Annotated in this window: 17 protein-coding genes; 3 read left to right on the plus strand and 14 right to left on the minus strand. The window is 56.2% G+C overall.

What is annotated here, in order from left to right; genetic code table 11:
- Positions 1-20 precede the first annotated feature (20 nt).
- The 12 genes from recD to rppH all read right to left on the minus strand — a co-directional run bounded on the left by recD (position 21) and on the right by rppH (position 18,337).
- Positions 21-1,841, minus strand: a complete 1,821-nt coding sequence (recD, locus tag ACOTZC_RS09960) for an exodeoxyribonuclease V subunit alpha (protein WP_045404592.1) — start codon at positions 1,839-1,841, stop codon at positions 21-23.
- Complete coding sequence (recB, locus tag ACOTZC_RS09965; RefSeq protein WP_421635749.1) at positions 1,838-5,380, minus strand: exodeoxyribonuclease V subunit beta; 3,543 nt, start codon at positions 5,378-5,380, stop codon at positions 1,838-1,840. The genes recD and recB overlap by 4 nt, the downstream gene beginning before the upstream one ends.
- Positions 5,377-8,244 (minus strand): pitrilysin, encoded by a 2,868-nt coding sequence (ptrA, locus tag ACOTZC_RS09970; protein WP_045404597.1) that lies wholly within the window; start codon positions 8,242-8,244, stop codon positions 5,377-5,379. Before ptrA ends, recB begins: the two co-directional genes overlap by 4 nt.
- A gap of 140 nt (positions 8,245-8,384) precedes the next feature.
- The gene (gene recC, locus ACOTZC_RS09975; RefSeq protein WP_126303064.1) at positions 8,385-11,759 is read right to left on the minus strand and encodes an exodeoxyribonuclease V subunit gamma; all 3,375 of its coding nucleotides are present in this window, start codon (positions 11,757-11,759) and stop codon (positions 8,385-8,387) included.
- Between the two features lie 12 nt (positions 11,760-11,771).
- Positions 11,772-12,095, minus strand: coding sequence for a prepilin-type N-terminal cleavage/methylation domain-containing protein (locus ACOTZC_RS09980; RefSeq protein ID WP_023309042.1), 324 nt, complete (start codon positions 12,093-12,095; stop codon positions 11,772-11,774).
- Positions 12,080-12,481, minus strand: a complete 402-nt coding sequence (locus ACOTZC_RS09985; protein WP_045404600.1) for a DUF2509 family protein — start codon at positions 12,479-12,481, stop codon at positions 12,080-12,082. Before ACOTZC_RS09985 ends, ACOTZC_RS09980 begins: the two co-directional genes overlap by 16 nt.
- Entirely contained in the window at positions 12,478-13,038 is a 561-nt protein-coding gene (locus tag ACOTZC_RS09990) for a prepilin peptidase-dependent protein (protein WP_126303065.1), read from the minus strand. The genes ACOTZC_RS09985 and ACOTZC_RS09990 overlap by 4 nt, the downstream gene beginning before the upstream one ends.
- The gene (locus ACOTZC_RS09995) at positions 13,029-13,493 is read right to left on the minus strand and encodes a prepilin peptidase-dependent protein (RefSeq protein ID WP_045355583.1); all 465 of its coding nucleotides are present in this window, start codon (positions 13,491-13,493) and stop codon (positions 13,029-13,031) included. Before ACOTZC_RS09995 ends, ACOTZC_RS09990 begins: the two co-directional genes overlap by 10 nt.
- 184 nt (positions 13,494-13,677) lie before the next feature.
- The gene (gene thyA, locus ACOTZC_RS10000) at positions 13,678-14,472 is read right to left on the minus strand and encodes a thymidylate synthase (RefSeq protein ID WP_014885081.1); all 795 of its coding nucleotides are present in this window, start codon (positions 14,470-14,472) and stop codon (positions 13,678-13,680) included.
- Positions 14,473-14,478: 6 nt separating this feature from the next.
- Positions 14,479-15,354: a prolipoprotein diacylglyceryl transferase gene (gene lgt / locus ACOTZC_RS10005; protein WP_023309046.1), complete on the minus strand. Its 876-nt coding sequence runs from the start codon at positions 15,352-15,354 to the stop codon at positions 14,479-14,481.
- 193 nt (positions 15,355-15,547) lie between these two features.
- Positions 15,548-17,794, minus strand: coding sequence for a phosphoenolpyruvate--protein phosphotransferase (ptsP, locus tag ACOTZC_RS10010; protein ID WP_023309047.1), 2,247 nt, complete (start codon positions 17,792-17,794; stop codon positions 15,548-15,550).
- A 12-nt stretch (positions 17,795-17,806) separates the two neighbouring features.
- Positions 17,807-18,337, minus strand: a complete 531-nt coding sequence (gene rppH, locus ACOTZC_RS10015; protein ID WP_013098553.1) for an RNA pyrophosphohydrolase — start codon at positions 18,335-18,337, stop codon at positions 17,807-17,809.
- Between the two features lie 683 nt (positions 18,338-19,020).
- On the opposite strand from rppH, the gene mutH reads away from it, so the two are divergent.
- The 3 genes from mutH (at position 19,021) to ACOTZC_RS10030 (ending at position 21,232) form a co-directional block, all read left to right on the plus strand.
- Positions 19,021-19,713, plus strand: a complete 693-nt coding sequence (gene mutH, locus ACOTZC_RS10020) for a DNA mismatch repair endonuclease MutH (RefSeq protein WP_047173537.1) — start codon at positions 19,021-19,023, stop codon at positions 19,711-19,713.
- A 128-nt stretch (positions 19,714-19,841) separates the two neighbouring features.
- Positions 19,842-20,060 carry a YgdI/YgdR family lipoprotein gene (locus ACOTZC_RS10025; protein ID WP_008499668.1) on the plus strand — a complete coding sequence of 73 codons (219 nt, stop codon included), beginning with the start codon at positions 19,842-19,844 and terminating at the stop codon, positions 20,058-20,060.
- Between the two features lie 131 nt (positions 20,061-20,191).
- Entirely contained in the window at positions 20,192-21,232 is a 1,041-nt protein-coding gene (locus tag ACOTZC_RS10030; RefSeq protein WP_023309049.1) for an NADP(H)-dependent aldo-keto reductase, read from the plus strand.
- A 93-nt stretch (positions 21,233-21,325) separates the two neighbouring features.
- Here ACOTZC_RS10030 and lplT read toward each other — a convergent pair whose 3' ends face one another.
- Positions 21,326-22,519 (minus strand): lysophospholipid transporter LplT, encoded by a 1,194-nt coding sequence (lplT, locus tag ACOTZC_RS10035; protein WP_047060028.1) that lies wholly within the window; start codon positions 22,517-22,519, stop codon positions 21,326-21,328.
- Positions 22,512-24,671, minus strand: a complete 2,160-nt coding sequence (gene aas, locus ACOTZC_RS10040) for a bifunctional acyl-ACP--phospholipid O-acyltransferase/long-chain-fatty-acid--ACP ligase (protein WP_421635750.1) — start codon at positions 24,669-24,671, stop codon at positions 22,512-22,514. Before aas ends, lplT begins: the two co-directional genes overlap by 8 nt.
- Between the last annotated feature and the right edge of the window lie 438 nt (positions 24,672-25,109).

Below are 25,109 nucleotides of genomic sequence, written 5' to 3' on the forward strand. Positions count from 1 at the left end.
GCCTGGATGTCTGGCGTTGTTCAGAGTGACTCAAATATCGCGCCCAGCCCGCTTCGGCGTTCCGTTCGGGTGGCGATCGCCTGCACCAGCACCCGTTCATCGGTATAGAGCGACAGGCGCTGACGCGCGCGCGTAATGGCGGTATAGATCAGCTCGCGGGTAACGACGGGTGAAAGCTGCGTGGGCAGGATCAGCGCCGCATGGTTAAACTCGGAGCCCTGGGATTTATGCACCGTCATCGCCCAGGCGGTTTCATGCTCGGGTAAACGGCTGGGCTGGAAGGACTTCACGCTCCCGTCCGGCATCTGGAACCAGACGCGCAGGCCCTGACCGCAGTCGAGCGCAATCCCGATATCCCCGTTAAACAACCCCAGCGCGCTGTCGTTGCGGGAGATCATCACCGGTCGCCCTTCATACCAGCGCGAGTGCGGGGTACGGTTAATTTTGCGTTTTTGCGCCAGCAGCTGTTCCAGCCTGTCGTTGAGACCCCGGACGCCAAAGGGGCCTTCCCTCAGCGCACAGAGCAGCTGATACTCGCCAAACGCGGCAATGACCTGCTCCGGCGTACTTTGCTGTTGTACGCCCGTCAGAAAGTGCTGGTACCCCTGCAGGGCGTCGTCCAGCATCGCCTGATACTCTTCCCCGCTTTGCAGCGATTTTTTCTCTATATCCGTAAAGGTACCGTCAAACACCGCAGTGGTGGTGCGCCGGTCGCCCCGGTTCACCGCTGCCGCAAGCTGGCCGATGCCGGAGTCGCTGCCGAAACGGTAGCTTTTTTGCAGCAGACACAGGCTGTCGCGCAGCGCCCCTGCCAGCGAATGGTTTTCAGAGGTGAGCGAACATCCGGTGAGACGGGCTAACTCCTGCGCGCGTTCAGCGGTATATCCCAGGCTGGCATAGGTGCAGATATCCCCCAATACGGCTCCCGCCTCAACGGAGGCAAGCTGGTCGCGATCGCCGAGGAAAATGACACGCGCGTGCGGCGGTAGCGCATCGATCAAACGCGACATCATAGTCAGGTCAATCATCGACGCTTCATCCACCACCAGCACGTCAAGGTGCAATGGATTACCGGCATGATAGCGCAGACGCTGGCTACCCGGCTGTGCGCCAAGCAAACGGTGCAGCGTGCTGGCTTCATTGGGGAAAAGCGCAAGCTGCTCCCCGGTTAGCGGCAGCTTTTGCAGCGCGCCGCCTAACGACTCCGTCAGACGCGCCGCCGCTTTACCGGTGGGAGCCGCCAGGCGAATACGGCACTTTTGCTCACCCGAGAGCTGAATCAGCGCAGCAAGCAGTTTTGCCACGGTGGTCGTTTTACCGGTGCCCGGACCGCCAGAAATCACCGAGATCCGTCGCGTTAAGGCCACGGCTGCCGCCACTTTCTGCCAGTCTGTCGCGTCGTCAGCGGTAAACAGCGTATCCAGCGTTTGCCGGAGCTGCGCTTCATCGCAGGGAAGCGGGGCGTTGGTCTCGCTGAAGAAGCGCGCTACCGTCAGTTCGTTACACCACAGCCGGTTAAGATACAAACGCTCGCCGACAAGGATCATTGGCGTCCCGGTATCGGCTCCGCTCACGGCAGGCGAACCGAGTAATATCTCCTGCCAGTCCACTGCGTCCCCCAGCAGCGCGAAACACGCCTGTAAAGCCGGAGGCATTTTCTCATCCACCGCCAGACGCGACAGCGGCAGACATACGTGCCCTTCCCCCGCGTCTTTACTCAGAATGGCGGCGGCCAGCATGACGGCCGGCTCCTCGCCTGCCACCATCATGGCGAACTGCACATCCAGGTGACGCAATAATCGTTGTTCAACCGCGTCCAGCAGTAGCGCCTGCATCGTCATGCCACCTCCTCCGTGCCTGCAGCAAACAGGTTATCCATTTTTTCAATCAGTTCCGCAGCCGGACGCGTGCTAAAGACGCCGGAATGCGGGTCGTTAGCATCCACTCCGCGCAGGAACAGGTAAATTACGCCGCCAAAATGCGCTTCGTAGCGGTAATCGGCCATGCGATGGCGCAGGTAACGGTGCAGCGCAAGGGTGTAAAGCTGGTACTGCAGATCGTAGCGATGCATTTGCATTGCCGAGGCCATCGCGTCCTGGGTGTAGGCTTCGCTGCTTTCACCCAGCCAGTTTGATTTGTAATCCAGCAGGTAGTAGCGCCCTTCGTGGCGGAAAACCAGGTCGATAAAGCCTTTGAGCATCCCCTGCACCTGACGGAAGTTCAGCGGCGGACATCCGGCGGATAACGGATCGTACTCGCGGATCAGCGCATCAAGCGCTTCGGCCCTGAGCGGGCTGGCGATGGGGAGATAAAACTCCATCTCCACCTGCTTATCTTTGGCGGTCAACTGGTTCAGCGAGATCCCCTGCGTCGTGAGCGGCGCGTGCAGTACCGCGCGGATCCAGTCGGTGAGAACCGGCTGCCACTGTGCCTCGTAGCCGCCACTCTGTAACATCTTCAGCACCCACTCTTCCGATACCGGCTGGGTAAAATCCAGCTCTTCAAACAGGCTGTGCAAAAACGTGCCCGGCGAGGCGCCGCGCGGGAACTGGTGCGGCGTGAGCACTGGCTCAACAGGTACGCTACCGGCTCCTGCGGCATCTACGTCCAGTTTTGGCATCAGATCCTGCGCAATACTCTGCCCGTGCTGCTGCAAACCGGAGTAGCTGGTGACGCGCCAGTCGTCGGCAATGGTACGTACAACCTGGCGGGCATGGAGCTCTGACTCACCCAGCTCCGGCATCTGCCAGCGGCTGTTGTCGGGCTGCGACGGAATATGCAGGGCAACATGCTCTGTGCAAAGAGATTCGATGCACTGGCGCAGGCCCGCCGCGTCTTTGGGTTCACCATGCTGAATAAGCCGCCCCAGCGCGCTCAGATGAAAATCGCTCTCCCCGGTCTTTTCGCCACGGCGACGGAACAGAGGCGCAATGCCCAGGCTGCAGTGCCAGACCGAACGGGTCAGCGCCACGTAAAGCAGGCGCAGGTCTTCCGCCAGACGCTCGGCTTCGGCCAGCTCAACGCTGGACTCCGCGTTGCTGAGATCGAGCACCGCCTCAAAAGATTCGCGATCGTGGTAAAAGGCCTGATCCTGCACGCGATAATTGGCGATAAACGGCAGCCAGACCAGCGGATATTCCAGGCCTTTCGACTTGTGAATGGTGACGATCTGCACCAGATGTTTATCACTCTCAAGGCGCATCTGCTGGCTGGACGAATTACTGTTCGGATCGGCAATCTGCTGCGCCAGCCAGCGCACGAGGGCGTGTTCGCTCTCCAGCTGCGTACCGGCTTCCTGCAGCAGTTCGCTGATATGTAAAATATCGGTCAAACGGCGCTCGCCGCCTGCTGTCGCCAGCATATTCTCGGCAATGTGGCGCTGTGCCATGAGCTCGCGCACCATCGCCATGACTCCACGCTTCTGCCATTTTTCGCGGTAGCGAACAAACTCTTCCACCACGGCATCCCACGCGGCTTCGTCATTGTTGAGCGCATCGATATCCCGCGCGTTCAGCCCGAGCATCGCGCTCGCCAGTGCGCTACGCAGCGTGCTTTCCCGCTCCGGAGCCAGCACGGCCTGCAGCAGCCATAGCATCTCCTGCGCTTCCAGCGTTTCAAAGACGCTGTCGCGGTTTGAGAGGTAGACGGAGGGGATATTTAGTAACGTCAGGGCGTCGCGGATGAGCGCGGCTTCCTGACGGCTGCGAACCAGCACCGTGATATCGGATGCCTTTACCGGGTTTGGTTTATCCCCCTTCCACAGCAGCGCTTTACCGTGCGCGCCCGCACTGAGCCAGTCGCGGATTTGTGCGGCACAGTGCTGGGCCATGGCATTTTGATAGTCGGCAACGCCGCAGCCTTCCCCGTCCAGCAGCCAGAAGTTCATGGCAGGCTGCGTCTCGCCGTTGAACTCGAAGCGCAACGAGGCATTTTTCTCGGCAAACTTTACCGGCTGAAACGGGATCTCCCGGAACATAAACGCCGTATCCATGCGGCTGAAGAGCGCGTTGACGCTTTCCACCATGCCGGGAGAGGAGCGCCAGTTAGTATCGAGAGTGTAGTGCGCGTCAACTTCGCTACGGGCTTTCATGTAAGTGAAAATATCCGCACCGCGGAAGGCGTAGATGGCCTGTTTCGGATCGCCGATTAACAACAGCGCGGTACCGGGCTGCTGGCGCCAGATACGGCGGAAAATGCGGTATTGTTGAGGGTCGGTATCCTGAAATTCGTCAATCATCGCCACCGGGAAGCGGGTCCGGATCGCGGCGGCAAGCGCTTCGCCATTTTCACTGCACAGCGCCGCATCGAGGCGGCTCAGCATGTCGTCAAACCCCAGCTCACCCCGGCGGCGTTTTTCACGCGCGACGGCTTCGCGAATTTCCGTCATGGCGCGAGTGATCATCAGATCGTTGAGCGTTAAGGGCTCAGCCAGCAGGGTTTCAATCGCCACAAACAGGGGATGCTCAGGCACAATGCCGTCGGATTTGGTCCGCTCAACCAGGAAACGCCGGGAGAATTTCTCCAGCGCGTCCGGGAGCTGGTAGCCTCGCGTCTCCTCCTGCGCCCAGGCGCTGATCTTGTCGATCCATTTTCCCTGGTTGCCACGGTTAAACTTGCGTCGGTCAATCCCGGAATTTTCGATGATTGCGTCAATCTCGCCAACGGACTCCATCCATTTTTGCTTGATGTCGGCAATTTGCGCGATGATTTTTTCATGCCGTGAGGCCAGGGTTTCATCCGCTGGCGGCGGGGATTTGATGACCGGCGCTTCGCCCTGCAGGTAACGATCGATAGCGCGCAGCAGCGCCTCCGGGCCCTTCCACAGCGCATGTACCGCTTCGGCGATATCGCGCTCTAAAGGATAACAGTGGCGACGCCAGAAATCCGCGCACGCCTGATAGCGAAGAACGGATTCATCTTCAATGAGCTGCTGTTCGAACAGCATGCCGGACTCGAACGCATTCAGGCTCAGCATGCGCTGGCAAAAACCGTGAATAGTAAAGACGGACGCTTCGTCCATTTGCCGTTCAGCGAGCAGCAGCCACTGGGCGGCCTGTTGCTTATCGGCAATCTCTTCCAGAAGGCTCGCGTAGAGGGGGTTATCCGTGCTCTGACGCAGACAGGCGATGCGCAGCTCGTGGATATTGTTGCGAATACGACCCCGCAGCTCAGCGGTGGCAGCCTCGGTGAAGGTCACCACCAGCAGCTCTTCCACGCTCAAAGGGCGTGGATAAGCGGCGTTGCCGCCAAGCCCCAGCAGCAGACGCAGGTACAGAGCGGCAATGGTGAAGGTTTTTCCCGTTCCCGCTGAGGCTTCAATCAATCGTTCACCCTGCATAGGTAAACGTAAGGGATCAAGGGACTCAGCGGTATCGGTCATTCTTTCTTACTCCAGGGCATAGATTGCTGCAGCGCGCTGACGCTCTTCCAGACTTTCCAGCCTTTCGGGTTCACGTACTCCGTTTTCCCGTTCTGGCTACCGGAAACCTGGGACAGAATGGTCATACCCTGCGGCTTAATGACCGCCTGATGGAAGAAGTCGGCAACCTTCTGCGGCGTCAGCTGTTTTATCTCGGCCACTACTTTATCACGCGAATCAAATTTCAGATTACCGCGATCGAAATCTTTGCTCAGCTGCGAGGCTTCTTCACCCAGCGTCTGCGGCGGCTGCATCACCTGTGCGATGACGGCCTGCTGGATCTGCGCAAACTCTTCCGGCTTCATGGCGCGGAGTTTCGCTTCCACCTGCGGGAAGAAGGCCTGGTAACGCTTCCAGAGATACGCCGGCTGTTTATCGCTGCTTTGCAGCAGGAAACCCAGCCCCCACTGTCGGCCTACGTTCATGGAGAAGGCAAACACCGCGTAGCCAAGCTGCTCCTCAGTGCGTAACTGGTTGTAGAACCACGGCTGAATAATTTGCCCCAGCACGGCACTCTGCGCTGAGCTGGCGAATTCATCATAGCCCGTTGGCACAAATACCGCGGCCAGCGCGGAGTCCGTGCTGTTACCCGCCTTTTCAAAAATCACATTCTGTTTTTTCTCAACCAGCACGTCCTGGTTTCGGCACCACTCGTCGCCTTTCGAACCGAGCTGAGCGCGTACATTCTCTGCCAGGGTTTTGGCCTGATCCTCACTCATGTTGCCGACGATCAGGAACTCCGGGCGCGTGTTGGTTTTCAGCGCGTCACGGTAAGCCAGCACGTCTTTTAAGGTGATCGAAGGCAACAGCGCGCGGCGGTCCTCTCGCTGGAAATAAGGAACTTGCGACAGCATTTGCGCCGGCATAAGCGCCAGATCGTAAGCTTTGCCCTTCTCCGCAGAATCCATCATCTGCGCATACCACGATTTGGCCTGCTCAAGCTGCTCTTCCGTCGGCGTATAGCTGAAATAACCCTCCAGCAGTGCCTGGAACAGCTGAGGCAAACGCTGGGTATAGCCGTTTGCATTGAGCATCAAACCGTTGTTGGCGTTGGTGGAGAAGCTGATCCCACCCACGGCCGCCTGGTTGCTGAGCTGATCGAGCGCAATCCCGGCGAGATAGTCATTGAGCGCGAACATCACCTGATTTTTAGCGCTGTTCATCGCTTTCGGGTTACGCAGCACCACGCTGACATCGGCCTTTGGCTCGCTTGCGAAATAGCGGCTAGGGGTATACACCACGCGCAGGGTAGGCTCATCAACGATTAGCGCCGGGTGCGGGTAATCTTGAGTCGTTTTGGTCAGCGAGAAGTCATCCGGAATATAGGGGTTCAGCTCCGGCAGCTTCAACGCAATCTCCCCGGCCTTCTTCTGCCAGTCGGCGAAGGTCTGTGCGCTGATTTTGTCCACCTGATAAGGAGCATCGACAAAATACGCCGTCTTGTTATGCGGTTCGTTCGGGCTGATGTACCAGATGCGGGCATTCTCCGGCGTCATCATCGCCAGGCGGGCTTTCACCGCATCGGCATCATACCGGTCGGCAATATTGACCGCATCGAGGGTGTGTTCCACCGGCACGCGGATCATGGTATCCGCCAGCCACTCAACGTAATCCATGTCGCGGGTAATGGACGGATAGCGGAAATCGAGATCCAGCACGTGCGCGAGCTCATCAAAGTAGCGCTTATCGACGCCTTTCTCACGCAGTAAAGAGAGGTAGCTGAAGATCGCAGCCACCACTTCGTCACGGTTTGCCAGGCCCTTGTCGGTCAGGGTGGCGGAGATCGCCAGCACGCCGCTATTGCCGTTCACAACCGGATCGGAGTCGGCGCGAATACCTTCCACGAGCCCCTGTTTTTGCAGCCAGTCAGAAAGCGTACCCGGACTACGGTTACCTATCAGGTAGGTCACCAGCTCATCGGTTTTACTGCGAAACTTTGCGGTGTTGTTATCGATGCGGAATTCCACGCGCAGCACTTTGCGCGGCAGCGCAGGCACGTAGTGGATCACAATGCCCTTTTGCGCGTCCGTGACCACCGGTACGTCTATCTGCGGCAGGTCGATATTTTTATTCGGCACCCGACCAAACGTTTTAGCCGCCATGCCTGCCAGTTCTGGCAACGGTTTATTGCTGTAGATGACCGCTTTCATCAGGTTGGCGGAGTAGTATTTATCGCGAAACGCGTGCAGGGCATCAAGCACCGGGCTGTTCGGTTTGTCGCTTAACGTCTCCAGGTTACCGCCGGAGAAGCGCGAACCCGGGTGCGCAGGGTTGATGGTTTCGGCGCTGACCTGGGCCATGCGCATACCATCTCGCGTGCGGGCAAGGGTCAACTCAGCATTGACGGCATTACGTTCACGGTCGGCATATTTTTTATCCAGCAGGGGGGCTGCGATGGAATCAGCAAGGCGGTCGACCGCGCCTTCCAGCGCATCATTTTCGACTTCAAGATAAAAGGCCGTGCGGTACGGTGCCGTACTGGCATTGTGGCTGCCGCCATGCATTTTCAAAAATTCGGACAGGCTATCTGGCTGCGGGTATTTTTTTGACCCCATCAGCGTCATATGTTCCAGATAGTGTGCAAGCCCAGGATGCGCGTCAGGATCTTCCAGCGATCCAACCGGCACCACTAATGCCGAGAGGGACTTCACCGCCTGCGGATCGGAAACCAGCAGCACGGTCATGCCGTTATCAAGACGAATAGCCTGATATTGACGAGTATCTTTTTCGCTTTTACGAATAGTTTCCTGAACGGGTTGCCAACCGGAGTCTGCCTGAGTGACAGGTACCCAGAGGGCGAAAAACAAAACAAACGCTTTAAACAAGGTGCTACCTCTTTATCACGGCTACATCATTAACGCATTGCGTGCTGGACACGCCAACATCTCTTTATGGGGTACATCAGTCCGTGATAAGAAGTGCATCATAAATGAACCCCCCATGCTGCGCAATTTTTATACAGCGCTCAGGACTGATTAAATTTAAACAACGGCAGCAGGTAGCGCTGCGCCTCTTCCGTGATGGCCTCAAAGTACTCTGGCTCAAGCGTTCGCCATAAGCGCTGATACCAGACATCTTCACCTTCGCCCCGCACCATCATGTTACCTTCGTAGGCCTGCATAAATTTACTGCGCGCTTTCTGCAGTGACGCCTCATCCGTTAACATCGCATCATTCTGTGCGTCATAACAGGCTTTTATCCAGGCGCCGCCACTTTCCGGCAGTACCAGGAGCGGTTTGTTCATTCCCTGACGGTAGCCCTCAATGTACAAAGACAGATACCGTAACGCCTGCTCAGACTCCATCGGCGGGAAGCGCCATTCGCCCTCTTTGCGCACGAAAATCCGACTTTCACCTTTATGACCATCCGCACTGTAGACAAGATGTTCCAGCCAGAGTTGCAAACCCTGTGAAACGCTAAGCATAGAGGGCCGCCAGCGCAGCAGCCCGTCCGGCTGAACCTGGGTTAACCAGCCCGTGAGCTGTACACCATTGCAGTTGAGATCGATTTCAATGCTTTTTCCTGGCTGTCGGCACGCTCTTACGCGTTCTGCCAGGGCGGTCATCTCCTGACACTGCGCCTCCCACACAATTTCCCCGAACGCCCCATAGGGCAGCTGCCCTGCAGCACGGTAGCGGCGATAAAGTTTGTCAGCATCTTCCTCTTCAACCAGCGCATTCAACAGCTGCAGGTTTAACTGGTAGCGCTCCAGCCCTTCCAGCGTAAAGGGTTCTGCATCAGGAATTTCACTCTCTTCAGAACGGAAGTTGACCTGCAATCGCTGCTGGAAGAAAGCGCGCACCGGATGCGCCCAAAACCGCTGAAGCTGTTCGAAGGTCAGGGTATCGACAGGGCGCGGATCAAGTTCCTGTATGAAATCGGTATGCGCACTCCCCTCCTTTTTCGCTGCCGGTAACCACTCCTGCGCATAGCTCTGGCGCTCGCTGGGCGTGTAGTTCACCGGGTCAAATGGCATGCGGCTGTGGAAACAGGTGATATGAGATTTCACCCTCTTCTCGCTTTCATCGCAGTTGCGCTCTTCATCCCCCGGCAGATAGTGACTCTGGCCGATATAGTCCACCAGCTCCTGCACCAGAACGGAGGGAAAACGCTCGCTGTTGTCCTGAATGGAACGGCCGATATAGCTGATATATAGCTTACTCTGGGCGGAAATGAGCGCCTCAAGGAAGAGGTAGCGGTCATCATCGCGGCGGCTACGGTCGCCCCGCTTTGGATCTGCGCTCATCAAATCGAACCCCAGCGGCGCCAGCGCGCGCGGATAAACGCCGTCGTTCATGCCAAGTAAACAGACCACTTTAAACGGGATAGAACGCATTGGCATCAGGGTGCAAATATTGATGGGGCCTGCCAGGAAACGCTGGCTGATTCGCTCCTGGTCAAGCCGCTGCGTCAACTCATCCCTCAACAGCGACAGCGGAATGGCCTCCTGATAGTGGGAATTGACGCCTTCGTCGATGATCGCCTGCCACTGCGTTTCAATCAGTGCCATTGCCGCTTCGGTGTCACTGTCTGGCAGGAAAAAATCATTAAGCAATGCCCTGCAAACCGGAAGCCACGCTTCAAGCGGACGCGGCTGCATCAGCTCGTGTCGCCAGCGGTTAAGCTGCATCAGGAGTGACGCTAAATGCCCCACCAGTTCAGCAATTAACCCGCTGGACTCATCGTAAGGCAGCACCTCATTCCACTCGCCCTGACTGCTCTCCATGGCGTAGCCCAGCAGCATACGCGTCAGGCCAAAACGCCACGTGTGCTGCCCGGTTGGAGGAAGTTCGAACTCCTGAACGTTATCGTCATCGATCCCCCAGCGTACGCCAGATTCGTTCACCCACTGGCGAAGGTAGCGCAGCCCCTCTTCAGTGATGTTAAAGCGTGCAGCCAGCACGGGAACATCCAGTAACGCCAGGACATCTTCGGAGATAAAGCGGCTATCCGGCAGTGAAAGCAGAGTGATAAAGGCCTGCAGTGCCGGATGCGACTGGCGGGCACGACGGTCAGAGATAGCGTAAGGCAGATATCGCTCGCCCGTCGCACTGCCAAAAACGGCCTGAATGAAGGGACTGTAGCTGTCGATATCCGCCACCATCACCACAATATCGCGTGGCGTCAGTTCGGGATCGTCCTGCAGCATCGCCAGCAGCTGGTCGTGAAGCACTTCGACCTCACGCTGAGGGCTATGGCAAACGTGGATCGTGATGCTGCGATCGTCAGCATCCAGCTTGCGCTTGCTGTCGCTACGTTCGAATTCGTTCGCCGTCACGCCCATCACGGCACTGTTTTCCAGATCGAGGATATCCAGCTGAATATGATGCAGCAGGCTATCAGGGGCAATATCGACAAAGGCATCCACGTCGCCTTCGCCTGATGAAGTGATGTCTGAAAGCATGTGAATGTAGTCACGCCCCAGCTTCCCCCACGAGGCAAGCAGTGGATTGGGCAGGTTCTGGATACCGTCTTCATCAAAAAGTTGCCCGGCAGTCGAGCCGTCTTTAAACAGCGGGACGGAACGTTCTTCAAAAAGGCGCTTTCGTTGGCGAGTTACCAGCCGCGCAAGCCAACGTTCGTCGAGGATATCCCCCCAATACTGTCGGCAAGGGTTGGTGAACAAAATATGGATATCAATATGTTTACCCAGCGCGTTCAACGCCTTCAGATAAACAGGCGGTAAGGCGGATATCCCGCAGATAAAAACGCGTGACGGCAGTCGGGCCGGGCGCTCCGGGGCATTCTCGAGTATTGAGATAAACCGCTCGTACAGGTTGGCACGATGCCACTTAGGCTGCCCAAGTTTCTCCGTATGCTCTACCAGTGCTTTCCACAGAGGTGCCTGCCATATTTGCGCCTCCGGTAGCCCTTCAACCAGCTCGCCCGCTTCCCAACGAATTAACCAGTCAGAACGGTAAACAAGGTATTGGTCGTAGAGATCGGCGGTACGCGACGCCAGCTGGAACAGCTTGCGCTTATCGGTATCGTCATTGAGGTAGTGGCGCAGCATGGCGAATTCATCGTGCTGCAGCATTTCCGGCAGCAGCGCCATGAGCTTCCAGCTCATGCCTTGTTTGTTGAAGGCGCTCTGCTCCGGGATGTCCGGCAACACGCGCACAAACATCTCCCAGATAAAACTCGCGGGCAGCGGGAAATCAATATTTGCGGCTATGCCAAATTTACGGGAAAGCGACATTTGCAGCCACTGTGCCATACCGGTGCTCTGCACCAGCACCATTTCAGGCTCAAAAGGATCGTCAAGCCGCTCGCGCTCAACGATAAATTCCATCAGCGCTTCCAGCACATCCAGACGATTTGAGTGGTAGACCCTTAACATAGACGCTCCCGACTACTGGCTAACCGGGCAATGCAGACGCGTTATCTCACCGCGCCGCCCCAGAGGAGAAATAAGTGTGACCGTGATGCTGACACATCCTGCGTGCGTTGTCTGCCCCCGACTGGCCTGCCAGCCTGCCGGGAGAACATTTGTTGAGAGCTGAGACTGATTCCAGGCATGGTGCCAGAGCTGGCGATACTGATTAAATAGGGTAAACCGCGCCGCCAGCGCCCGGTGATAACCGGACAAAGCCGTCACGACGATCACCAGCAGCATCATCGCCAGCAGTACCTCAACCATGCTAAACCCTTTTTCTCTGTTTACGGCAGCTGGCATAACGCGCTCTCCTTAAGGGGACAAAAATCACTCCAGCCGTGAGGCGAAAAGCGAACGTTCCCGTCGACAATCTCTCCTGAGCGCCAAAGCAGCAGGCCGCTGTCTCCGGCAATCAGCAGCACACGCGCTCCATTCAACTGGCGCAAACACACTCGCCACGCCGGTGTCATTTTGCACTGAACCTGTGGCTCCGATGACCAGCTCTGAACTCGTCCCCACTCAAGCGCGGACTGCACCGTCGCCTGCTGCTGAATCGAACTTTTCTCACCGCCAACGAGCGCGCTAAAGGTTGTGAGCTGCTGATTGAGACCGGTGAGGATCAGGGTACCGAGCACCAGTAAAAGCAGAACCATCGCCAGCGAAGACATGCCGCGTTGACGATTCACAGGTTGTACCCCGTGACCGTATACAACGCCTGCCAGGGTTCCCCCTGCTCGCCTTTACGAATCGCCGCCAGTTCGATATTCACCTCTGGCGCAAAATCGGCATGTTCCACTGTCCTCACCACAAAATGCGCGATCGTAAGCCTGTTCGGGTCTGTGAGCTTTTCCCATCCTTTTCCTTCACATGAGGTCGCTCCACGCTGGGTTTCAAGCGCACCAGACTCCAGTCGAAAACCGGTGCTGTCATTTTCTGATGCGCTGTTATCCCAGCTGCCGTTACTGTTGGCATCCCACCGCACAATGACGCAACTTCCTTGCCTGGCTGTCACCAGTGCCTGTCCCTGACAGTTTCCCGCGCAGTACCCCGCACGCTGAAGCTGTTTGCCCAGAGCAAACAGGTGGTGCCAGACCTCTTCCTCCAGTTGTCTCTGACCAGATTGCACTAAGATCGCACGCTGCAAGCCGGGTAAAAAACGCGATGCGCTTATCAGCAAAAGGCTGCTAATCGCCGTGGCAATCAGAACTTCAGTCAGTGAGAAACCTCGCTGCTTCATCGACATGAACCTCCCGCAGAGACCTTACACATCCTGATGCGTCCTCCATTTGAGACAATAATCAGCCATTCTCCCGCGCGGCTTTGAACGCGTATCCGCCCTGCCCATGCCGTATCCTTTAATCCATAGAACGCGAGCGACGGCGTTACCTCGCCGATCGCGACCTCAGGCCAGAGTGGTATCAGCACAAAGGGACTGCCCTTCTCACAGCCTTGCACGGCAGAGCTCACCAGACAATCCATGCCTCCCACCCGCAGACGGGTAATTTGATGGTCGCGGTTGTAGCGGTTGGCATGGTTGCGCAGAAACAGCAGGTAATCTCGCACCTGACTGGCGGTTTGCCACAGCCGCTGCTGCCGCTGCCAGCTGTCCCAGCCGTACAGCCCTGAGGCGCTGAGGATAACGACAAGCGAAATCGCGACCAGCGTTTCGATAAGCGTAAAACCGTTCTCTTTTTTCATACCGGGAGTGTGGCGAAGCGCCGTGAACATGACGAGCGACGGTTCTTCGTTTTACGAGGCGTTATCCGAGGAATTGAGAGTGTTGCAGCGCGTTGCACGCTTTCTGGATAGCGCTTCGGGAAACGGGATAAAGGCAAAAAAAAACCGGCGCTAAAGAGCACCGGTTGTGTCACGCTTTATCGCATCAGATAGCGACAGGCGCTTTGATGCCCGGATGCGGGTCATAGCCCTCAATCTCGAAATCATCAAAGCGGTAGTCGAAGATTGATGCCGGTTTGCGCTTGATAATCAGCTTCGGCAGAGCACGCGGTTCGCGAGTCAGCTGGAGATGCGTCTGTTCCATATGGTTGCTGTAAAGATGGGTGTCCCCACCGGTCCAGACAAAATCACCCACTTCCAGATCGCACTGCTGCGCCATCATGTGGACCAACAGCGCATAGCTGGCAATGTTAAACGGCAGGCCGAGGAACACGTCACAGGAGCGCTGGTAGAGCTGACAAGAAAGCTTTCCATCCGCCACATAGAACTGGAAGAACGCATGGCACGGCGCCAGCGCCATTTTATCCAGCTCGCCGACGTTCCAGGCGGAAACGATGATTCGGCGCGAGTCCGGATCGTTTTTTAGCTGGTTCATCACGGTGGTGATCTGGTCAATATGGCGACCATCAGGCGTCGGCCAGGCGCGCCACTGCTTGCCGTAAACCGGGCCCAGGTTGCCATTTTCATCTGCCCACTCGTCCCAGATTGAGACGTTATTTTCGTGCAGATACGCAACGTTGGTATCGCCTTGCAGGAACCAGAGCAGTTCATGAATGATCGAGCGCAGGTGGCAGCGCTTTGTCGTCACCAGTGGGAAGCCTTCTTGCAGATTGAAGCGCATCTGGTGGCCAAAAATGGAGAGCGTACCGGTGCCGGTGCGGTCGTTTTTCGGCGTGCCCTCGTCGAGCACTTTTTTCATCAATTCAAGATACTGTTTCATGGTTCCTCAGGAAATTTGTTGCTGTGGACGACGACGATACGCCCAAATCATCATAATGGCACCCGCGACAATCATCGGAATGGAGAGGATCTGCCCCATGCTGATGTACTGTACCCATTCGCCGGTAAACTGTGCGTCAGGCTGACGGAAGAACTCGACGATAATACGGAATGCGCCGTAGCCAATCAGGAACAGGCCGGAGACAGCGCCCATCGGACGCGGTTTGCGGATAAACAGGTTGAGGATGATAAACAGTACCACGCCTTCCAGCGCCAGCTCGTACAGCTGAGACATATGGCGCGGCAGAACGCCGTAGGTATCAAAAATGGACTGCCACTCCGGGTGTGATGGCAGCAGCGCGATATCCTCTGCGCGGGAGCCCGGGAAGAGCATCGTGTACGGCACGCTCGGGTCGACTCGGCCCCACAGCTCACCGTTGATAAAGTTACCCAGACGGCCAGCGCCGAGACCAAACGGGATCAGCGGTGCGATAAAATCTGAAACCTGGAAGAAGTTGCGTTTGGTGCGTTTGGCAAAAATCACCATCACCAGGATCACCCCAATCAGGCCGCCGTGGAAGGACATGCCGCCGTCCCACACGCGGAACAGATAGAGAGGGTCATTCAGAAACACCGGGAAGTTATAGAACAGCACGTACCCAATGCGGCCACCGAGGAACACGCCGAGGAAGCCCGCATAGAGCAGGTTTTCAACTTCGTTTTTCGTCCAGCCGCTGCCCGGACGACTGGCGCGACGGCCAGCGAGCCACATGGCAAAAATGAAGCCCACCAGGTACATCAGACCGTACCAGTGAAGCGAAACAGGTCCTACTGAGAAAATGACCGGATCAAATTCCGGAAAATGCAGATAACCACTGTTCATCTGTCACCACAAGATGTTGTTATTCCGCTGAAAGTGGACAGCGGTAGAAATGCGATTCTGCCGTAAGCAGAGGCTCCAAAGTTGCGAATCATAGCACAAGGCGGGCGCGGAGGATGCGCCAGAGATGTAAAAGATGTGTATAGGGTTTTATGCGCGCTGGAGCACTCTCCCGGAGGGAGAGGCAGAAAGATGATTAGCGGCCGCCGCGGATCAGGCCGCCCATACCGCGTCGTTCCATAAACGCTGCGACCTGATGACGAACCTCTGCTGCCAGCTGCGCGTCAAGGCTGCGTTCAGCCAGCTCGCGGGCATCGTTGATGTCGATATGCCGCAGCAGGTACTTCACGCGGGCGACAGCGCGACCGTTCATCGACAGATGGCGGTATCCCAGACCAATCAGGATCGCAACGCACATTGAATCCCCGGCCATTTCACCGCACAGGCGTAAATCAATGCCGTACTGTTCCGCTTCGCGGGCAATCATCGCTAACGCGCGAATGATCGCCGGGTGCAGGCTGTCGTAGATACTGGCGACACGCGTATTGTTACGGTCGACGGCCAGAATATATTGCGTCAGGTCGTTCGTGCCGACAGAGATAAAATCAACACGGTTTGCCAGCTGCGGCAGCATAAAGACCATAGACGGCACTTCAAGCATCACCCCGATCCGCGGTTTCGGGATCGCATAGCCGATCATCTCTTCCACTTCACGGCCGGCACGTTCGATCAGTCGCCGGGACTCGTCGATCTCATCAATGCTGGTGACCATCGGGAGTAAGATGCTGAGATTGCCCGTCGCCGCGTTGGCGCGCAGCATTGCACGCACCTGGATCAGGAAGATCTCCGGCTGATCGAGCGTAATGCGGATCCCACGCCAGCCCAGGCACGGGTTTTCTTCGCTGATCGGCATATAGGGCAGCTGTTTATCCGCGCCGACATCGAGGGTTCGCAGGGTGACAGGTTTGTCGTTAAACATCTGCAGCATCCCCTGATACTGCGCCACCTGCTCCTCTTCGGAGGGGAAACCGCTCTGCAGCATGAACGGGATTTCAGTACGGTACAGGCCAATACCGTCGATGCGGCTGCCAAGCTTTTCTTCATGCTCAGGGCTTAAACCGGCGTTGAGCATGACTTTGATCCGCTCTCCGCTCTTAAGCTGTGCGGGCAGGTTAACGTCATCCTCCGCCAGCTTGCTTAATTCATTCTCTTCGCTGATAAGTCGCTGGTATTCCTGGAGCAAAACCGGCTCAGGATCGACCAGCAGCTCACCGCGATAGCCGTCAACCACCAGCGTACGGCGGTGCAGTACCGACGGCTGGATATCGGCCCCCATAACGGTTGGGATACCCAGCGCGCGCACCATAATGGCGGCATGCGAGTTGGCGGCACCATCGCGCACCACCACACCGGCCAGCCTGTCCTGGGGCAGTTCAGCCAGCGTCGTTGCCGAGAGTTCATCGGCGACCAGAACAAACCGTTTTGGCCAGGCATTCGGCCCTTGAATGGTGTCATCGAGATGGAACAGCAGACGCTGTCCCAGGGCGCGGAGATCGCCAGCCCGCTCTTTCAGGTAACCGTCGGTCAGTGCCGCAAATTGGTCGGCAAATTTTTCGATGACCTTCTTAACCGCCCACTCTGCGACCGAGCCTTTATCCACTTCCGCAAAAAGCTCACGACGCAGACGCGCGTCGGAGAGCAGATGCGAATAGAGGTCGAAGATGGCCGCCGTCTCTTTCTGTGCGCCTGCGGCAAAGCGCTTGCTGTAACGACGAAATTCATTCGCCGCCTCTTCCAGCGCGGCGGTAAGACGCTCGCGCTCAAGCGCTTCATCAAGCGTAGAGGCTTCGTAAACCTGCTCCATCAGCGGCAGCGTGGCGTCCATCCAGCCTTCCGCAATCGCTACGCCTGGCGATGCCGGAAGGGCACGAATGCGCGTATGGCGATACTGACCAAAGAGCGCGGCAAGCTGGGACTGGGAGAGGATCGCCGCCATCTGCGTGGCCAGCGTGACGAGGAAAGACTCTTCGCTTTCATCGTACTGACGTAGCTCGCGCTGCTGGACAACCAGCACGCCGAGCAGCTGGCGACGCTGGATAATCGGCACGCCAAGGAAAGCGCGGAAGCGCTCTTCTTTTACGGAAGGGATGTATTTAAAGCTGGGGTGTTTTTGCGCATCAGCAAGGTTGATGGGTTCAGCCAGCCGCCCAACCAGACCCACGATACCTTCATCAAAGGCGAGCGTGACGGTGCGTCCACGTGGTTTTTTCAAACCACGGGTCGCCATCAGGTAATAGCAGCGCCGATCGTGGTCGGCCAGATACACCGAACAGACCTCGGTCTCCATCGCAAGACAGATGTCAGTGACCAGAATATTCAGCGCCTCGTTCAGACGCGGAGCACTGGCCACCTTCTCGACTATTTCTCGCAAGCGGGTGAGCATGATTTGCGTAGCTTAACCTCTTTTACGTCGCCATGCAGGTGCGCTCTGCGGCTTAGGCGGGATCTCCTGAAGCTGCATGACCACACTTGCAAACTCTTTCATCACCCTACGGTAAACATCGCGTTTAAATGACACGACCTGACGAACAGGATACCAATAGCTCACCCAGCGCCAGCCATCGAATTCCGGCGTACTGCTGGTTTGCATATTGATGTCTGAATCGTTGCCCACCAACTGCAACAGAAACCATTTCTGTTTCTGGCCGATACAAACCGGCTTTGTGTCCCAACGCACCAAACGTTTCGGTAACTTGTAACGCAACCAGTTGCGGGTCGAAGCCAGGATGCGAACATCTTTTCGGCTTAAACCGACCTCTTCAAAAAGCTCCCGGTACATCGCTTGTTCTGGGGACTCTCCCGGATTGATCCCGCCTTGCGGGAACTGCCAGGAGTGCTGACCATATCGCCGGGCCCACATTACCTGGCCCTGACGATTACAAATTACTATTCCTACGTTCGGGCGGTAGCCATCGTCATCAATCACCGGACTACCCCAAATTAAACCTTATATATGAATGATTGTTTCACACTACAGGGAGGCGGTAAACCACTCTCTTACAGGGCTGCAACCTAATAACATTTGAATAACTCACAAATAAGTACTGAGTTATAAACAGATGAGAGGCAGTGAAGGGAATTTTATTCACCTTTTCTGTGGATATAGTTGTGAAGAAGTGTCTGATTACCGATGAACAACCTCAAACCCTGTTTTGCCAACGCTTTCGCGTCATTCAAATAATTCAATATTTTTCATAAAGTTAAATGTATTTTTATGAACAAAAAACAGAATAGCGTGACGATCGTCACATCAGGGATCGTCGTACTGATGAAAGATCGAACAGCGTCGGTTTTATCCACAGATTGTGCCAATAAGTTAGTCACAATTTGTTTGAAAATTCGATTTTCATCGCACGTCAAGGCTGTAAATTGAAACAGTAGTCAGGGTTATACCCAGTTATCCCATTTTTCTGTGGATAACATGGTGTAAGATCCTGTTCATTGTCAGTGACCAGATTTGAACAACCGGTTTTCTGAGTCTGGTGAAACGATTTAAAAGCAATAAAAAAACCTATAAATCATAGACATGGAATATTGGTACAGAAATAGTTAAACTCTATCCACAGGGGACAATTTCTTCGTTTATTTTTTAATCAAAAGGTTACCTTCATGCATCCGCTTACACCCTTGCTCTCACCGCCGTCCAGCGAGGGCCAGTTGCTACAGCAGGCACAGCGTCTGGCAGGCTTTTCGCTTGGCGAGCTGGCGGCATTGGCAGGGCTTCAGATCCCGAAGGATCTAAAACGGGATAAAGGCTGGATCGGCATGCTGCTCGAGCTGTGGCTGGGCGCCAGCGCAGGGAGCAAACCCGAGCAGGATTTTGCAGCGCTTGGCGTGGAGTTAAAAACCATCCCCATAGACAGCCAGGGCAAGCCCCTTGAGACCACCTTCGTCTGCGTAGCGCCATTAACCGGCAACACCGGCGTGACGTGGGAAACCTGCCATGTTCGCCACAAGCTGAAGCGCGTATTGTGGGTGCCGGTTGAAGGTGAGCGTCAGATCCCCCTGGCTGAGCGTCGCGTTGGCGCGCCGCTGCTCTGGAGCCCGAACGACGATGAGGAGCAACAGCTGCGTCTGGACTGGGAAGAGCTGATGGACATGATCGTGCTTGGGCAGGTAGAGCGCATCACCGCCCGGCACGGAGAAGTATTACAGCTGCGCCCGAAAGCGGCCAACAGCAAAGCGCTTACCGAGGCAATCGGCTCGAAGGGTGAGCCGATACTAACGTTGCCGCGCGGTTTTTATCTCAAAAAGAACTTCACCGGCGCGCTTCTTGCTCGCCATTTTCTTCTAAAAACATAGTTTTTTACTTATTTTGCGAGCTCCCAAACATAATCGACTGCTTTTTAAGATTTTACCGCTTCCTCCTGTTGCAATATCGGGTTAAAACTAAACTATGATTTGATACGCGCCAGATGAGGACGATAACGATGAAAAAATGGGCAGTGTTAGTTTCAGCAGTCGGTTTAGCGTTTGCCGTATCGGGCTGTAGCAGCGATTACGTTATGGCGACAAAAGACGGTCGAATGATCCTGACCGACGGCAAACCCGAAGTCGACGATGATACCGGTCTGGTCAGCTACCGCGACCAGGAAGGCAATAAAATGCAGATCAATCGCGACGAAGTATCGCAAATTATCGAGCGATAAACAGAGAGAGGTCAGTCGCTTGCTGGCCTTTTTGATTTTTTTCTTCCCCTTTTGCTTCCCCTCTGCCATGTTTATATTCCTTTGTCGGGCACGCCCTGACGCGGTCTATAAGTCTACTGAGGAAGCCGGCTATGCATTATCACCGTATCCCCCACAGCGCTCTGGAAATTAGCCAACTGGGGTTGGGCACGATGACATTTGGTGAACAAAACAGCGAAGCCGATGCCCATGCACAACTCGATTACGCCGTCAGCCAGGGGATTAACCTGATTGATGTCGCGGAGATGTACCCTGTTCCGCCACGTCCGGAAACGCAGGGACTTACCGAAACCTACGTCGGTAACTGGCTGGCAAAACGCGGCAACCGTGAAAAGCTGGTGATTGCCTCAAAAGTCAGTGGTCCCGCGCGCAACAACGATACCGGGATCCGCCCGAATCAGATCCTCGATCGTAAGAATATCCGCGCTGCACTGGACGCCAGCCTGAAGCGCCTGCAAACCGACTACCTCGACCTGTATCAGGTGCACTGGCCGCAGCGTCCAACCAACTGCTTTGGTAAGCTCGGCTATAGCTGGAATGAGAGTGCCCCCGCCGTAACGCTGCTGGAAACGCTGGAAGCGCTGACCGAGTGCCAGCGCGCGGGAAAAATCCGCTACATTGGCGTCTCTAACGAAACGGCCTTTGGCGTAATGCGCTATCTGCACCTGGCGGATAAACACGATCTGCCGCGTATCGTCACCATCCAGAATCCGTACAGCCTGCTTAACCGTAGCTATGAGGTGGGTCTGGCCGAAGTGACGCAATATGAAGAAGTGGAACTGCTCGCCTATTCCTGTCTCGGCTTTGGCACGCTGACGGGGAAATACCTGAACGGCGCGAAACCGGCCGGGGCGCGAAATACCCTCTTTAGCCGTTTTACCCGCTACAGCGGCGAGCAGACGCAGAAGGCCGTTGCCGCCTATGTGGATATCGCAAAGCGTCACGGTCTTGACCCTGCCCAGATGGCGCTGGCCTTCGTGCGTCGTCAGCCGTTTGTTGCCAGCACCCTGCTGGGCGCGACCACGATGGAACAGCTGAAAACCAATATTGAGAGTTTCCATCTGAACCTGAGTGAAGAGGTGTTAGCGGAGATTGAAGCGGTGCATCAGGTTTATACGTATCCTGCGCCGTAATAAAAGCAAAACGGCAACGCACGTTGCCGTTTTTAGGGTTTGCTCCCTCTCCCTGTAGGAGAGGGCCAGAGTGAGGACATCAGGCCGCACTTATCAGCGCCGACGTTGCCAGATCCACAATCCCGCAATCGCCAGCGCAAACAGCCCGCCAAACCCGACGCCAATCCCCACCACCGGCACACCGACTTTTACCGCCAGCGAGTAGAGCCCCAGCATTAGCAGCATCGCCAGGTTTTCACCCAGGTTTTGTACCGCGATGGCATTCCCCGCCCCGACGGTCTGCTTGCCACGTTCCTGCAGCAACGCGTTCAGCGGCACCACGAAGAAACCGCCCAGAATACCAATCAGGATGAGGAGGACATACGCAGGCAATAATGCATGTTGCAGCGAGAAAATCAGCACCACGACGCCAATCAGGATCCCTGCGGGCATGCAGCGTGCTACGGTCTCTAGCGTCACCAGCTTCGCCGCCGCGCCAGCTCCCACCACAATGCCGATGGCCACCATCGCGTTAAGATAGGTCGGCGTCGCGTTGTCGGTAATTCCCAGCGCCACCGGCACCCACAGCACCAGCAGGAAGCGCAGCGTGACGCCCGCCCCCCAAAACATACTGGTTCCCATCAGGGAGAAACGCGTTTCTCCGTTACGCCACAGCACGCGACAGGCGGTAAAGAAACTGCCTGTCATCGGTTTAAAGCGCCAGGATTGCCCCGGGCGAGCCACAGGTAGCTTAGGAATAAACAGGTTCGCCACAACTGCCCCGCCATACACCACCGCGCAGATGCCCAGTGCCGCCAGGACATGCCAGTCGGCCAGTACGCCGCCCGCGACGGATCCGAGCAGGATTGCGGCGATGGTTGACGACTCCATCAGGCCGTTGGCTTTCACCAGCTTATCGCCCGTGGTCAGTTCTCCGAGAATGCCATACTTAGCCGGGGAGTAAGCGGCAGCGCCAATGCCCACCAGCGTGTAACCAATAAACGGATTGAAGCCAAAGCAAATGCTGGCGGCACCCAGCAGCTTGAGACCGTTGGCAAACATCATCACCCGGCCTTTCGGGAAACTGTCCGCCACCTGCCCGACGAACGGAGCAAAGATAATGTAAGCGCCCACAAACACCATCTGCAGGATCGGCTGGCTCCAGTCGGGGTAAAACTCGGCCTTCAGCAGCGCCAGCGTGGCAAACAGCAGCGCGTTATCACCAAACGCAGAGAGAAACTGCGCGGCGATGACCGCCATCATGCCTTTTGATCTGAGCGATGTGTTAGTGTGTACTGACTCACGCATTTTGCTGTTCCGCCTCTTCAACCATGCCTTTCAGGGTCACGAAATCGGGCTTCCCGCTACCCAGCACCGGGAGCTGCTTCAGGAAGCGAATATCGCGCGGCACCGCCAGTTCAGGAATACCGTGTTCACGCGCATAGCTCAGTAACCTGTCGCGCTTAAGCTCAGCGTCAGTCGTAAACAGCACCAGCGCCTCGCCTTTGCTGGCATCACTCTTCACCACCGTCGCATGCATCTTATCCGCGGAGACGGCCGTCGCCAGCTGCTCAACCATTTCCAGAGAGACCATTTCACCGGCGATTTTGGCGAAGCGCTTCGCGCGTCCCTGAATCTGTACAAAGCCTTGTTCATCAAAACGGACAATATCACCGGTGTCGTACCAGCCGGTTTCAACCTCGCCGTTGACGTTTTCAGCCGTCGGCACCTCAAGCACGCCTGGGTTTTCCACGCGCAGATAACCGTTCATCACGTTTGGCCCTTTCAGCTGCAGACGGCCACCGTCCTCAATGCCCGGCACGGCCAGCAGACGCGCATCCATCCCCGGCAGAATTCGACCCACCGTACCCGGCTTCGCCGCCATCGGTACGTTAATCGAGACCACGGGAGCACACTCGGTAACGCCATAGCCTTCGAGAATGCGCAGGCCAAACTTGTCCTGCCAGATCTGACGCGTGCTCTCCTGCAGTTTTTCCGCACCGGCCACCACATACCGCACGCGATAGAAGTCATACGGATTGGCGAAACGCGCATAGTTGCCGAGGAAGGTTGAGGTGCCGAACAGAACGGTGCAGTTACGGTCATACACCAGCTCCGGCACAATCCGATAATGCAGCGGGCTTGGGTAGAGGAACACTTCTGCGCCGGTCAGCAGCGGCGTAAACAGCCCCACCGTCAGGCCAAAGGAGTGGAACAGCGGCAGCGCCGACATAAAACGGTCATTCGCGGTAAAGTCGGCAATGCTTTTGATCTGTTCAACGTTCGCCAGAATGCTCTTGTGGCTGTGGACGACGCCTTTCGGGTTGCCCTCCGATCCCGACGTGAAGAGAATGATCGCGTCATCTTCCGGCTGCTGTTTGACCTGCGCCAGACGCGGCATCAGCAGGTGAGCAAAAATCCACAGCTTGTCGCCGGTGGTCACGTCCGCTTTCAGATCCTCCAGGAAGACCCAGCGCACCTGGGTGAGCTGCTCGGGAAGATGCCAGAGCTTGCCTTTGTCCAGGAACTGACGAGAGGTAAAGACGGTATTAATCTGGGCAGCGGTGATGGCGCTGGTCAGCCCTTTCACGCCCGCCGTGTAGTTCATCATTGCCGGGATGCGCCCCCGGGAAACCGCACCAAAAATCACCGCCGCGCTGATGCCTGCGTTAGGCAGCATCAGGCCAATCTTTTCGCCCTTCATGCTGTATTTCTCAAGAATGCGGCCCACAAAGAGGGTCTTAGTCAGCAGCTTGCGATAGGTATCCGGGGTAAAGTTGATGTCTTCGATGCAGTTTTTCTTCGCGCCATAGCGGTGCTGAGCGGAAAGCAGAGATTCGTACAGCGTTTCGCGCGGACGCACGGCCATGCGCGCTTCCATCATAATCTGATGCAGCATTTCCCCGGCGATTTTACGGCGATCGCGGGCACGCGGGGCGTCCGGCATCGGTAACGACGTGGGCGGCAGAATATGCAGCGTGATTTTTGGGAACAGACGCTGCTTCACCAGCCTCTTCAGTCGGCTGAAATGGGTCAACTCTGCGCCTTCAATACGCAGCGGCACCACGGTCGCTTTTGATTTCGCTGCAACAAACCCCGCGCCATCGTAGATTTTCATCAGCGAACCGGTCACGGAGATACGCCCTTCCGGGAAAATAACCACCGGACGCCCCTGCTCAACCAGACGCACCAGATGCTTAATCATCATCGGCTTTGTCGGGTCGAGCGGCACAAAATCAATCAGCGGCGTGAGCCAGCGCATGTACCACTGCTGGCTGATAGAGGTATAGACCGCAAACACCGGGCGCACGGGTAAAAATAGCGCCAGCAGAATGCCGTCTATAAAGGAAACATGATTTGGCGTGATAAGAACGCGTTCGCCGCGAAGCGCCTGGGTATCGCCAGTAACGCGGATGCGAAAAAGAATACGGAAGAGTGTACGGAAGAACCCAAATAGCATCTCAACTCCCTTTGCCAGCCAGTGTGGAGGGTTGATAGTAAATGGTGGCAGATTACACGAGAAGTGATACGGGAGCGACAGCAAAAGTGGAGGCGAAAAAAAACCTGCGCATCCGCGCAGGTTGGTGCAAGAGATGAGTACGAAACCGTACTAAGAATTCTCACCAATCAATACCTCTGGGATCTTGATTGTGGTCGTTCGACCTGCGCTTCGCCAGCAGGAAAACGCAAGGGAATGAGCCGAAGTGCAACCAGGTGTGAATATTTTCTATTGCTGTTACAGGTTGAACTTTCAGGCAAAAAAAAACCTGCGTAAAAACGCAGGCTGGTGTAAGCGTGTTAATCAACCGGAGTTGACTCCACCTATCAATACCTCTGGGATTTCGACTGTATCAACCTCTCTAACATCCTTGCCATCGGACAATCGCAACAGCCTGAC

This window comes from Enterobacter cloacae complex sp. SHL009 (assembly GCF_049237205.1).
Classification (GTDB): Bacteria; Pseudomonadota; Gammaproteobacteria; order Enterobacterales; family Enterobacteriaceae; genus Enterobacter; species Enterobacter cloacae_M.

Excerpts from the sequence above, each read along its gene's own strand:
- ACOTZC_RS09995 (WP_045355583.1), bottom strand. The coding sequence starts at position 13,493 with ATGAAAAAAGAGAACGGTTTTACGCTTATCGAAACGCTGGTCGCGATT.
- aas (WP_421635750.1), bottom strand. The coding sequence starts at position 24,671 with ATGCTATTTGGGTTCTTCCGTACACTCTTCCGTATTCTTTTTCGCATC.
- recB (WP_421635749.1), bottom strand. The coding sequence starts at position 5,380 with ATGACCGATACCGCTGAGTCCCTTGATCCCTTACGTTTACCTATGCAG.
- ACOTZC_RS10030 (WP_023309049.1), top strand. The coding sequence starts at position 20,192 with ATGCATTATCACCGTATCCCCCACAGCGCTCTGGAAATTAGCCAACTG.
- lplT (WP_047060028.1), bottom strand. The coding sequence starts at position 22,519 with ATGCGTGAGTCAGTACACACTAACACATCGCTCAGATCAAAAGGCATG.
- ACOTZC_RS09980 (WP_023309042.1), bottom strand. The coding sequence starts at position 12,095 with ATGCCAGCTGCCGTAAACAGAGAAAAAGGGTTTAGCATGGTTGAGGTA.
- recC (WP_126303064.1), bottom strand. The coding sequence starts at position 11,759 with ATGTTAAGGGTCTACCACTCAAATCGTCTGGATGTGCTGGAAGCGCTG.
- lgt (WP_023309046.1), bottom strand. The coding sequence starts at position 15,354 with ATGAACAGTGGTTATCTGCATTTTCCGGAATTTGATCCGGTCATTTTC.
- recD (WP_045404592.1), bottom strand. The coding sequence starts at position 1,841 with ATGACGATGCAGGCGCTACTGCTGGACGCGGTTGAACAACGATTATTG.
- mutH (WP_047173537.1), top strand. The coding sequence starts at position 19,021 with ATGCATCCGCTTACACCCTTGCTCTCACCGCCGTCCAGCGAGGGCCAG.
- thyA (WP_014885081.1), bottom strand. The coding sequence starts at position 14,472 with ATGAAACAGTATCTTGAATTGATGAAAAAAGTGCTCGACGAGGGCACG.
- ACOTZC_RS10025 (WP_008499668.1), top strand. The coding sequence starts at position 19,842 with ATGAAAAAATGGGCAGTGTTAGTTTCAGCAGTCGGTTTAGCGTTTGCC.
- ACOTZC_RS09990 (WP_126303065.1), bottom strand. The coding sequence starts at position 13,038 with ATGTCGATGAAGCAGCGAGGTTTCTCACTGACTGAAGTTCTGATTGCC.
- ptsP (WP_023309047.1), bottom strand. The coding sequence starts at position 17,794 with ATGCTCACCCGCTTGCGAGAAATAGTCGAGAAGGTGGCCAGTGCTCCG.